We start from the raw sequence: 11867 nt of genomic DNA on the forward strand, positions 1-11867 counted from the left end.
TATAGTATTTTTAGGATATTTACCTTACATATACATAGGAAGAAGGAAAGAAGGATGGTGAGAAGCATTGAGCTTGATTTTAATTAAACTTGGCATTTCGGCATTTCTTGGATTAGTTATCGGTCTCGAGCGAGAGCTTAAGCGAAAACCTGTCGGGTTAAAGACCTGTTTGGTGATTTCAATCAGCAGCTGCTTATTAACGATCGTTTCCATCGAGTCAGCGAAGAGCTTCTCTGAATTAACCGGGCGAACGATGATGGACCCAATGCGTCTGGCTGCACAGGTCGTAAGCGGGATCGGTTTTCTTGGAGCAGGGGTGATATTACGGAGAAGCAATGATGTAATTTCCGGACTGACTACAGCTGCAATGATTTGGGGAGCATCCGGGCTGGGAATAGCATCAGGTGCAGGTTTCTATTTAGAAGCAGCAGCTGGAGCTCTTATGATCCTAATCAGTGTTGAGTTAATTCCAATGATCATGAAATGGATGGGCCCAAAAACGCTGAGAGAAAAAGAAGCCCGTGTTCGCATTATTGTGCCGGATGGATGGAACATGACTGAGATGGTAAAAGAAATCAAACAAAAACAATTAAAGATCCTGAATGTTCGAGTGAAGGACCTGGACAATGGCACAAGTAAAATGGAGCTTACCTTGAGCATTTATGAAAAAAGATATACAACTGACATTTATTATGATATTAAAGAGATAAAAGGAGTTCAAAACGTAGAAATTGAAACGTTGAGCTAACTTCATAAAAGGGGCCCTGTGAATGAAGGCGTTAGTGATTGTAGATTATACCTATGATTTTGTAGCAGACGATGGAAAGCTGACTTGCGGAGTTCCAGGTCAGTCCATAGAAAAAAGGATTACAACAATAACAAAACATTTCATTGAACAAAAGGATTTTGTTGTTTTTGCTGTTGATCTCCACGAAGAAGAAGATTCTTATCATCCAGAGACCCGCCTGTTTCCATCTCATAACATCAGAGGAACGAAAGGCCGGGAGCAATATGGAAAACTTGGTGAACTTGCTGATTCTCTAACTGCACAGGAAAAAATCAACATTTACTGGATGGATAAAACACGATACAGTGCGTTTGCGGGTACCAATCTGGATCTTAAACTTAGAGAACGAAACATTACAGAGCTCCATCTCGTTGGAGTATGTTCTGACATCTGTGTTCTTCATACAGCTATTGATGCTTACAATAAGGGCTATAAAATTGTGATTCACGAGGATGCTGTGCAAAGTTTTAATTCGGAAGGGCACCAATGGGCACTCCAGCATTTTACAAACGTTTTAGGCGCAAAGGTAATTAAGGACAGCCAATTTACTTCAATATTTTGATTCGTAGGAAGGCGGGCGGCCAGCTCCGCCTTTTTAATTGTCTCAAGCCACAAGATCATATGGAAGGAATGATCACATGCCAAAAACAGCATTGATTGCGGGAGCAACCGGTTTGGTAGGAAAAGAACTTCTCCGGCTGCTTGTCAGCAGTGATGACTATGATCAAGTCATCGTGTTAACAAGAAATGAAACAGGCGTTCATCATAAAAAACTCATCGAAAAGCAGTTTAATTTTGACGAACTTCCATCCTATCAGCAATTTTTTACGGCAGATGATATCTTTTGCTGTTTAGGGACGACGATAAAAAAGGCCAAAACGAAAGAAGCCTTTCGAAAAGTTGATTTTGAGTATCCCGTGATGATGTCTCAGTTTGCCGCAGAACATGGTGCTTCGCGCTTTCTCGTAATCTCTGCCATAGGTGCCAAGCCAGATTCCAGGTTTTTTTACAGCAGTGTAAAAGGAGAAATGGAACAAGCCGTAAGGAAAGCAATTCTTCCTTGTGTTGGAATCTTCCGCCCTTCACTTTTAACAGGGAACCGTGAGGAGTCGAGGACGGGAGAAAAAGCAGGAGAATGGCTCGCCAACTCTTTATCTTTTCTGTTCAAAGGGAAACTTCGAAAGTATCTGCCTGTTTCCGGGAATTTGGTTGCGCGTTCCATGTACGAGTTTGCTCAAGCGAATATAAAAGGTAATACTGTAATTGAATCAGAAGAGATGGCAAAGTAAAAGGTACAAGATAAATGAGTTTATTCCATCAACGGAATCAGCTATAATTAGTGTACAAATCTATTTGGAGGGATATAATGAACGCTTACGAAGAATACATGAGACAGATGGCTCAGCCGATGAGAAATGAGCTTACAAATGCAGGGTTTAGTGAACTGACAACACCAGAAGAAGTTGATCATTTTATGGAGAATACGGAAGGAACTTCTCTCGTTTTTATTAATTCAGTATGCGGATGTGCTGCTGGATTGGCCAGGCCTTCTGCGATCTACTCTTTGAATCATTCAGCAAAACCGGATAACATTGTTACAGTTTTTGCAGGTCAGGATAAAGAAGCAACAGCAAGGATGAGAGATTATTTTGAAGGTTACCCTCCTTCTTCACCTTCCATGGCACTTTTAAAGGGAAAAGAAGTGGTGCATTTTATCCATCGTCACGATATTGAGAACCACAGCGCAGAAGAAATTGTAGATAATCTTGTAACCGCCTATGATAAAAATAATAAATAATAAAAAGAACTCATTTTGAGTTCTTTTTTTGTGCGAAAAAACAACAATCTCACAACTAATTTTGAGAAAATATTCAGAAAACAATTGCCATTTTTATTCTCATGTCATATAGTATATCTAATGATGTTAGAAAACATGACATGAGAAGGGTGGAGAGATAACATGAAAGAAAGTACGGTATTGATGTTCATTGATTCTTTATGGGTAATGGTTGCTGCAATTTTAGTAATTGGAATGCAAGCTGGATTCGCACTTTTAGAAGCAGGATCCACCCGAATGAAAAATTCGGGTCATGTTGCAGGAAAACAGATATTAAGTTTTGCTATTGCTACAATTGCCTTTTGGGCAGCTGGCTTTGGCATTACCTTTGGGGAAGGGAACAGCTTTTTAGGAACGACGGGCTGGCTCTTGCACGGTGACAGCAAAACGTTTAATTCCTTGTCCTGGGCCAATGTTCCGCTTTCTCTTAAATTTTTATTTCAACTCGCATTTGTAGGTGTTTCATTGGCAATCGCATGGGGAGGATTTGCTGAGCGGGCAAAACTATCCGTCTATTTTATCTTCGGAACAGTGTTTACTGTTTTGATTTATCCGATCATCGGCCATTGGGTTTGGGGAGGAGGATGGCTTGGGAAAATGGGCATGCAGGATTTTGCTGGATCAACTGTCGTCCATCTTCAAGGTGCGATCGCTGCACTTGTAGCTACATTGCTTTTAGGTCCTCGAATTGGAAAATTCAATAAAGATCGCACACCAAATCTCATCCCTGGCCATAATCAGGTCTACACTGTTCTTGGAGGCATCATCCTGTGGATTGGCTGGTTTGGATTCAATGCGGGAAGCACAATGGGGACAGCGGATGGATTCTTCGGTTATATCGCTTTAACAACCAACCTTGCCGCAGCAGCTGGCGCAATCGGCGCTATTCTGACTTCAAAACTATTAACAGGAAAAGCGGATATTCCTGCAATGGTAAACGGGGTGCTCGCAGCATTAGTTGCCATTACGGCTGCTTGCGCTTTTGTGGAAGCATGGGCAGCAATCGTGATCGGTGCTTTCGCGGGAGCATTTACATTCTGGACTTCTATATATTTTGAGAGAAAAGGTATTGATGACCCGATCTATGCTTTTTCGGTTCATGGTATCGCTGGAATCATCGGAACGATCTCAACCGGCTTTTTCGCATCGCCGCGCCTAGTAGAGCAAACTGGTGTCGGAAAGGCAGGTCTTTTTTATGGCGGCGGAGTTCATCAGCTTTTCGTTCAGACAGTAGGAGTAATTGGTGCGGCTGGATATGTAGCTATCGTTTCTTTTATTCTATTATTTGCATTGAAGAAACTTTTCGGATTAAGGGTTACCCCTGAGCAGGAAATTTCAGGCCTTGATATCAGTGAACATGGTTCCTATGGATACCCTGAGCATTTAGATCCGGCAATTACTCAGAAAGCCAACTGATTCTTATGCTTAATCTTTTTGATGAATCGAAATACCAAGACGTGGTGACAGTTCATGAGATGAAAGAACGAGTGAAAAAAGCTGCTGCACTGGAGGAACTTAGGGAGATTCATGAGGAGATCATTCCGTTTATTCAAGGGCTGGAAGCTTCTGGTCTCTCTATTAATAACAGATACAATTCACTGAACGATATTCACGATGTTTTAACCCGTAAGGCTGTTTCGTTTGCTTACGATACAACAAGAGAGACTATAGGAACAGCCCCTGGAGAAAGATATTGCTTCTTCAGTATGGGATCGAGTGCACGACACGAACAAACGATATGGACAGATCAGGATAATGGGCTAATCTATCAGACTGGTCATGAAGATAAAAGAGCGGTTGAGGCCTTTACTGAAGAATTTTCGCGAACGGCTGTCCATTATTTAGCTGAAGTAGGCTATCCCTTATGCCAGGGAAACGTGATGGCGTCCAACCTTCGATGGAGGAATAGTGATGAGGGGTGGAAAGATCAGCTATCCTCCTATTTAAATAAAGGATCAGAAGATGATTTGAAATACATGATGATCATGCTGGATACAAAGCCTGTTTATGGCCTCCCTGCACTTCTGTATCGCTTAAGGGAATGGATTGTCCAGGAAATACGCCAGCGTCCGTTTATCCTCAAAAAAATGGTAGAACTCGTAACTTCACACGAAATACCGATTAATATGTTCGGAATGATCTTTACAGAACGCTGGGGGAAATATGCAGGGCGCTTCGACTTGAAACAAGGAGTATTCGCTCCGTTTACCAATAACATTAAATTGTTGTCGTTGTTGTATGGAGAAGGCGCTCAGTCTACAAGAGAACGAATCTTCGGTCTGAACGAGAAAGGCTGTTTTTCCTCTTTACAGATGGATGAATGCGTTGCGGCTTATGATTTTCTATTGGAACTGCGGTTAGCTCACTCGATTGATCTGAAGGAAATGGATGATAGACTTGATTATCATTTATGGTTGACTACTATGGATTCTAAAGCGGCTCAGCAGCTTAAACGCACAATGAAACTGACCAAACTGATACAAAAACAGATCAAAAAGAGAGGAACAAGTTTTGAACAATCAGCCGGGATCTGAAAGAAATCTAAAGTATATTATGCATAGATTATTCAATCTTGGATTGAATCGGGAAGAAGTCCCTCCTGGAAATCCTGGTTCCTTTCAGCATGAAGCCTGGATAAGAAAAATCCTGAAAGAGAAAGCTTCCAAACGAGCCGATTTAAAAACAAAGCTGGATGACGTTCTATTTATTATTCTGGATACTGAAACAACAGGTTTCAGGCCGGAACATGGGGATCAAATATTCTCAATTGCCGCCGCAAAGATGAAGAATTCGACGGTTATTGAACAATACCACCAATTCATTAATCCTTCTGTCAAAATTCCAGACGAGATCAGAAGTTTAACCGGAATCATTGAAGACGATGTGAAGAACGCTCCAACGCTGGATGAGAAAGCGGAAGAAATCTTTCGCTTTCTCTCGGGCGGAGTGATAATCGGTTATCATATTTCACATGATATAGCTTTTATTAACCATTACTTGTGGAAACGATACCGTTCTTCATTAAAACAGCCATCACTTGAACTGGCATTGATTACAGAAAAACTTGTAGGTTCATCTGCTTTTCCAACGTTGGACAGTGCATCTTCTTACTTTGACATCGATTGCTGCAACAGACATAGTGCTCAAGGAGATGTTTTGATCATGGTTGATCTTTGGAGAAGCCTATTGGACCTTTGCAGAGAAAAAGGTATCGAGACACTTGAAGATCTTTACGTTTATATCAAATAAATTAAAAAGAAAGCGGAGAAAATTTTCTCCGCTTTCTTTTTTTAATATTCTTATTTACTGAGTCTACTACTGCTGCTGCTGCTTTCGCAACATTCGTCTCCAGAAAAGCCGGACCAACAAGAACAGCCAATAATGATCAATAAAATAAACAGCACAATAATCAATGTATAGCCGTGCCTTCCTCCGCCGAATCCATAACCTGTTCCGTAGTCGTATCCAGTTCCATACCCATACCCGCATCCATAACCTGTTCCGTAGTCGTGTCCAGTTCCATACCCATACCCGCATCCATATCCGTAGCCGTGATGTCCGTGGTGATGGTGATCATAGATCGCCTTGCCGGGTACAACCGGCACGTTGAGCGGCAGGTTGACCGGAGCGTTTACCGGTGCATTCATAGGAATATTTAAAGGGGTGTTTACTGGTTTATTAACAGGTGCCATGGGTACATTAATTTTTTTATTTTCCATTATTGTCCCTCCGTCGTTAAATAATATTAGGTATATATCTCCATACAGCCTATGTACGTTCGCCCTGCTCGGTAACGGACAAATGCGGATTTTTTGAAAATAAAAAAGCATTCCGGATGGAACGCTCATTATAGCCATTTAATTTTAGGTTCGGTTTTTGCGATAATTCTGCCGATATTCGCTCGATGCCGATAGAGCAAAAAGAGCAAGAATGCAGACATAACGGTTATTAATAAAATATCGTGGACAACGATTCCATATAATACTGCGGCCATGCAAGCAACCAATGAAGATAAAGAAACATATTTCGTAAGGTAGAGTACCATAAAGAAGACGGCAATAAGAAGTAAGAACATTAACGGTGCATAGAATAACAAGATTCCCGCAGAAGTGGCCACTGCTTTTCCGCCTTTGAATCTTGCGAAAAGAGGGTAGCAATGTCCAATAACAGCCGGTATTCCAGCTAACAGGACATGCAAATCCGTATTCAGCAGCAACGGAAGGGAGGCTGCAAGTGTCCCTTTAAGAATGTCTGAAATCGTTACGATGAAACCCGCTTTTTTTCCAAGGATACGGAAGGTGTTGGTACCTCCCAAATTTCCGCTGCCATGCTCGCGGATATCAATTCCATACTTCCATTTGCCTACGATGAGCGCAAAAGGAACGGAACCAATGATATAAGATAAGACCAAAATTAAAAGTATCAAATGATTCACCTTCTGCCTGTCTTTTCTTCTTATTATATATGCAATCGCTTCCAGGTAACAGATGTTTTTTAGATTGAAATGCTGTAGTGTCTGTTTTGGTCTGGCAAGCACTGAAGCTGGAACGGGAAAAGCCGAACCTAAAAAACACATGCTTTAATGAGCATGGTTCTTCGCTATATTTTTCCTTCGAAAGGGCAGCCACCAGTTCCATCTGCCCATCAGTCTCATTAATGAGGGGACGAGGATCATTCTGACTAGTGTGGCATCAATAAGGATGGCGAGTGCGATGGCGATACCAATTTGTTTTACAGGCATAACATCTGTAAATACGAACGATCCCGTAATGACAATCATGATGGCTGCCGCGGATGTAATGATTTTGGAGGTTGACGTTAAACCTTCCAATGTCGCTTTATCATTATCACCGGTTTCCTGATAGACCTCCTGAATCCTGGAAATCAGGAAAACCTCATAATCCATACTGAGACCAAACACAATACCAAACGTAAAGACTGGGATCATCAAACCTATACTGACAGGATCCATTAAGTAACCACACTGAAAAATCCACACGAGAATTCCGAATGTCGCAGAAAGGCTAATAACATTCATTAAAATGGCTTTTAAAGGGATAAATAGCGATCGAAAGGCGATTAGAAGAACAACAAAAGTCGATAAAAGGACAATGGATAGACCGTCTGGTGTTTTATTAATGATTTCATCAAAAATCTCCTGATTAAACTTTGTGGGTCCGCCGAGGATCAGCTCTAATCCATTCTCTTTGCCCTCCCATTTTTTCACCCATTTTTTTGCCTTTTCTGAAGTGACATCAATTGAAAGATAAACTCTGATCACTGTCTTATCGTTTTTTACATAGCGATCTAAAACAGGCTTCAGTTTTTCACTGCCTTGTTTAGTTTTGCTGGTTGCAAGAATTTCAGCCGGTGTCAGGCTTCCTGTGTAGGAAAACAGGGAGTCAACATGTTCTACTGCTTTTTCCTTTTCAAGCCGCTTAACGAGCTTTTCGGTGTTCAATAATTGGCGGTCGGTCAATACCTTTCCGCCGGCATCAGCAACAATGGTTACAGGATATAATTCTTTCTTGCCAAACGTGTCTTCAAATCGCTCAAACATAATTCTTGATTCATAATGAGGCGGAAGAGACTCGGCTTCAGGGATAGAAAGCTTTAAATCATGGACAGGGATTAGGGCCAACATTAAGATCGCTACTGAAAATATAAGCATGATTGCAGGTCTTTTCATCACGAATGAAGCAAATTTTCTCCATCCTGAACGGCCGTTTTTTCGCCTCAGCAGCATAAAAGAATTAATTCGTTTACCGAGTACTGCCAAAACAGCAGGAAGAAATGTGAGTGCGTTAATAACAGAAATAATGACGACGACCATTCCGCCGAGTGCAACGGATCTGAAGATATCAATCTGAATCAGCAGCATCCCTGAAAGACCCAGAAACACACAAAATCCTGAAAAAGCAATCGATCTTCCTGCAGTAAGTACCGAGATGACAACTGCGTCCTCAATACTCTGACGTTCAAGTTCTTCTCTAAACCGATTAACGAGCAGGAGTGCGAAATCAATACCTAGGGCGAGCCCGATCATTGGCACTACATTAAGGATGAATATGGTTAAGCTGAACTCCTGGCCAATCAGAAAAAGAATCCCCATAGCACAGATCACACTGACCAAGCCGATGATTATGGGCAACCCGGCTGCGATTAATCCCCCGAACGCCAGCAGCAATATGATCAGTGCTGCAGGAAGGCCGATCGCTTCCGCTCGGGCGAGATCCTTCTGGCTGGCGGTATTCATATCTTCTGCAATCACTGGTCCGCCTGTAATCCCAATCTGCATATCCTTTGTACTTTTCGTCTTTTTCCGAATCTGCTTGATTGAATCCTTTAATTCATCAAAGCTTTTATCAAAATTCACGGTAGCGTATGCTGTTTTCCCTTTAATCATTTTTGGTGACCCATAGGGGGACGTTACACTTACTGCGTGATCAACAGACTGCAATTTTCTCAGAGCCTCATCTACCGTCTTCTTGTATACTGGATCATCAGGTGAGAGATTACTTGATTTAAACAGAATCATTACAGACGATTTTGGCTGGTTAAAGTCCTTCTGCATTATATTTTCAACTTTCTTGAATGAACCTTCCATCTCAAAGCCGCTGCCGCTTAATGAATCCGGAAGTTTAATGGCCAGCATGCTGAATGCTGCTGTCGCTAAAACCCAAAATACGATAATGAGCTTGCGGTATTTAAAAGCCCCTTTTCCAATCATTTGAAAGATGCCCTTGTCTCTCATTTTCTTCCTCCTATTAAGTGATACAACGATGGCTGAATATTGCCCTTTACCGGTAAATGTGATATAGATGAAAAGATTAAATAAACAAGGTAACAGGTGACGTGGATATGATTGTGACTACAGCAGGAAAATTTGATGATAAACTGATAGAAAAGGCAGAAAAAATAAATCGAATGGTACATGGCAGGCTGGTTTCCAGAAAAAATCAATCCATATCTTCCTTACATACCCAATTTAATGACCATATATTAATGGTTGGCAAAGAAAAATTAACACTTCATCCACTGGGACAATCAGAACCGCTTTTTTTTCATCCGAATTCCTCCATGTTTAGAGTGAAACAAATACTCCGCGGTGAAACGGATCCCTTACTTTCAGCAGCAAGGCTTGAAAAGGGAATGACCATGTTGGACTGTACAGCTGGACTGGCTTCTGACGCCATTGTTTGCAGTCTGGCTGTCGGAAACAGCGGTAAGGTGGTTGGCATCGAAAAAAACCGCTATATCGCTTTTTTGGTAGAAAGCGGACTTGTCACGTGGGATAGCGGTATTAAAGAGATGGATGATGCGATGCGACGAATCGCCATTTTGAACGAAGACCACTTTTCCTATTTGAAAACCCTTCCTGATGATTCGTTCGATGTGGTTTATTTTGATCCGATGTTTGAGGAATCCATTGACTCGCCAGGGCTCAAAGGCTTAAAGGGTATGGCTGCCTATGTGCCTATAACAGAAGAAACGATAAATGAGGCCGAACGTGTGGCAAGGCGAAGGGTCGTTTTAAAGGACCATTTTAAGAGTACCAGGTTTTCGCAGTTTGGATTTACGGTTATTAAAAGGCCATCTTCTAAATTTCATTATGCGGTTATCGAATTAACTAATTAAGGAGTTTCAAATGATAACAGGATTGCTTTTACTGCTTTTAGCAGGGGCTGGGATTGCAGGTTTCATTAAAAAACATATTTTCAGAATAAAAGACCCTGACCTCGAAGATTACATGGATCAATTAAAAGCTCAGACTTGGTATCAGGAATTAGCTGAGGATCCCCGGTCCTGTGGATTGATTGCTTCATTTGAGCAGAACGGCCCTCTTAAAGATGTTTATTATGTTCAGCAGCTTCTGACAAATGATGGATCCAAAGAAGGGTTCATCCGCTATATTCGTGAAAAAACCCAGTAAACAGCTCTTCTGCTTACTGGGCCTTTTTGTGTCTTTTGCACTTATCTTATTAACGGGACAGAACGTCTGTATTCATTGCCCATTCATTAATTACAAAATCCCTTGCACCTGAGGATACATAAGGATCCTGCTTTGCTAGAGCAGCAGCTTCCTCAAGATCTTTCGCTTTATAAATAACAAGGCCCCCAGTGCCGTCAGTAAATCTTCCATATGTAAAGATATTTCCCTGACCAACAAGACCTTCAAGATATTTCAAATGATCCTCTCGGTAAACGCGGCTCTTTTCTTCATCCAGTATCGGTAGACGTACAGCATAATAGTTCATGTTCGACCTCCTAAAATTCTTAATCTCTTTTATTATGTAAGGAATTCCTCAAAAAGAAAAGTCATTCACACTGCAAAATTTCAAGAAAGATTTTTCGTTTCCTCCATATGGTTAATTTATATAGCTGATTTTTAGGACATTGGAGGAGATGTATGGGTAAACACGTAACGTATCCGACCTGGAATTCACTGTACAAAAAATTTGAGAAGAGAGAAGCAGTTGGAGTGGAACCGACCGCAGGCAATTGGCCGACCTATTTCCTAAGAAGAAACAGAAGGGGAGAGTTTACGGATTTTAAAGGAGAAGTTATTGAATGGGAGATCAAAAACCCATCGGAAGTTGATTTTACAGGCAAAGAGTTAACAATCGTTAGATCAACATTAAATAAACTGACTGCCAAGCAAAAAAAAATAGCGAAATATTATGCAGGGCTGCCGACATCCAACTGGTCAATGGTGGCAGGAAAACTGATCAGCGCTTATCAGCTTTCGCCCCCTCTTGCAGCACGTTTGCTGTCTGCGTTGCAGCTGGGTATTTCTGATACGTTGTGCGTCGTCTGGCATTACAAATATCTCTGGGATGTCGCAAGGCCAATACAGCTTGATCCTTCTCTGAAAACCGTCATATGTACTCCGCGCTTCCCTTCGTATGTCTCTGGGCATGCAGCAGTAGCTGGTTGCGCAAACACAATTCTTTCTCATTTTTTTCCTCACGAAGCAGAGAAATTGCATGGTATAGCTGAAGAAGATGCGGCTTCCCGATTATTTGCAGGAGTGCATTTTCATGCCGATAATGAAGAGGGGGTTAAACTGGGTACTCAAATTGGTGAATTTGTGGTCTCCTCCTTGAACTATCAAAAAATCACGGTTGAAGTTCAGAAGAGCAACAAGCATGCGAATCTATCCACTCATTATGCCAGTCCGCTGGACGATTGCCAGCACTGTGAATCCGTTTGGGATCGCCATATTAAATAAACTCCCGATGC

Annotated in this window: 14 protein-coding genes; 10 read left to right on the plus strand and 4 right to left on the minus strand. The window is 41.6% G+C overall.

Annotated features, from left to right (window positions below):
* Positions 1-67: 67 nt before the first annotated feature.
* The 7 genes from AR335_RS03590 (at position 68) to AR335_RS03620 (ending at position 5873) form a co-directional block, all read left to right on the plus strand.
* On the plus strand, positions 68-748 hold the full coding sequence (locus AR335_RS03590; protein WP_062232066.1) for an MgtC/SapB family protein: 681 nt from the start codon (positions 68-70) through the stop codon (positions 746-748).
* A gap of 22 nt (positions 749-770) precedes the next feature.
* The gene (locus AR335_RS03595) at positions 771-1349 is read left to right on the plus strand and encodes a cysteine hydrolase family protein (protein ID WP_062232067.1); all 579 of its coding nucleotides are present in this window, start codon (positions 771-773) and stop codon (positions 1347-1349) included.
* A gap of 76 nt (positions 1350-1425) precedes the next feature.
* Positions 1426-2076 carry an SDR family oxidoreductase gene (locus AR335_RS03600; RefSeq protein WP_062232069.1) on the plus strand — a complete coding sequence of 217 codons (651 nt, stop codon included), beginning with the start codon at positions 1426-1428 and terminating at the stop codon, positions 2074-2076.
* 74 nt (positions 2077-2150) lie between these two features.
* Positions 2151-2585 (plus strand): BrxA/BrxB family bacilliredoxin, encoded by a 435-nt coding sequence (locus tag AR335_RS03605; protein WP_156418855.1) that lies wholly within the window; start codon positions 2151-2153, stop codon positions 2583-2585.
* 162 nt (positions 2586-2747) lie between these two features.
* Positions 2748-4040 carry an ammonium transporter gene (locus tag AR335_RS03610; protein WP_053354328.1) on the plus strand — a complete coding sequence of 431 codons (1293 nt, stop codon included), beginning with the start codon at positions 2748-2750 and terminating at the stop codon, positions 4038-4040.
* 59 nt (positions 4041-4099) lie between these two features.
* Positions 4100-5158, plus strand: coding sequence for a DUF294 nucleotidyltransferase-like domain-containing protein (locus AR335_RS03615; RefSeq protein WP_199805045.1), 1059 nt, complete (start codon positions 4100-4102; stop codon positions 5156-5158).
* Positions 5136-5873 (plus strand): exonuclease domain-containing protein, encoded by a 738-nt coding sequence (locus AR335_RS03620; RefSeq protein ID WP_062232075.1) that lies wholly within the window; start codon positions 5136-5138, stop codon positions 5871-5873. The genes AR335_RS03615 and AR335_RS03620 overlap by 23 nt, the downstream gene beginning before the upstream one ends.
* Positions 5874-5923: 50 nt before the next feature.
* On the opposite strand, the gene yjcZ is transcribed toward AR335_RS03620, so the two are convergent.
* From yjcZ to AR335_RS03635, 3 genes are all read right to left on the minus strand, one after another.
* Positions 5924-6205 carry a sporulation protein YjcZ gene (yjcZ, locus tag AR335_RS03625; RefSeq protein WP_062232557.1) on the minus strand — a complete coding sequence of 94 codons (282 nt, stop codon included), beginning with the start codon at positions 6203-6205 and terminating at the stop codon, positions 5924-5926.
* Positions 6206-6471: 266 nt separating this feature from the next.
* Positions 6472-7050 carry a glycerol-3-phosphate 1-O-acyltransferase PlsY gene (gene plsY / locus AR335_RS03630; protein ID WP_053358265.1) on the minus strand — a complete coding sequence of 193 codons (579 nt, stop codon included), beginning with the start codon at positions 7048-7050 and terminating at the stop codon, positions 6472-6474.
* A 153-nt stretch (positions 7051-7203) separates the two neighbouring features.
* The gene (locus AR335_RS03635) at positions 7204-9378 is read right to left on the minus strand and encodes an MMPL family transporter (protein ID WP_234293178.1); all 2175 of its coding nucleotides are present in this window, start codon (positions 9376-9378) and stop codon (positions 7204-7206) included.
* 107 nt (positions 9379-9485) lie between these two features.
* On the opposite strand from AR335_RS03635, the gene AR335_RS03640 reads away from it, so the two are divergent.
* On the plus strand, positions 9486-10262 hold the full coding sequence (locus AR335_RS03640; RefSeq protein WP_062232078.1) for a class I SAM-dependent methyltransferase: 777 nt from the start codon (positions 9486-9488) through the stop codon (positions 10260-10262).
* A 10-nt stretch (positions 10263-10272) separates the two neighbouring features.
* Positions 10273-10557: a hypothetical protein gene (locus tag AR335_RS03645; protein ID WP_062232080.1), complete on the plus strand. Its 285-nt coding sequence runs from the start codon at positions 10273-10275 to the stop codon at positions 10555-10557.
* Between the two features lie 49 nt (positions 10558-10606).
* Here AR335_RS03645 and AR335_RS03650 read toward each other — a convergent pair whose 3' ends face one another.
* Positions 10607-10882, minus strand: a complete 276-nt coding sequence (locus AR335_RS03650) for a YciI family protein (RefSeq protein ID WP_053354323.1) — start codon at positions 10880-10882, stop codon at positions 10607-10609.
* Positions 10883-11034: 152 nt separating this feature from the next.
* On the opposite strand from AR335_RS03650, the gene AR335_RS03655 reads away from it, so the two are divergent.
* Entirely contained in the window at positions 11035-11856 is an 822-nt protein-coding gene (locus tag AR335_RS03655) for a vanadium-dependent haloperoxidase (protein WP_062232082.1), read from the plus strand.
* The last annotated feature ends 11 nt before the right edge of the window (positions 11857-11867 follow it).

It is taken from the genome of Fictibacillus sp. FJAT-27399, from assembly GCF_001510655.1.
GTDB classification, from domain to species: Bacteria; Bacillota; Bacilli; order Bacillales; family Fictibacillaceae; genus Fictibacillus_C; species Fictibacillus_C marinisediminis.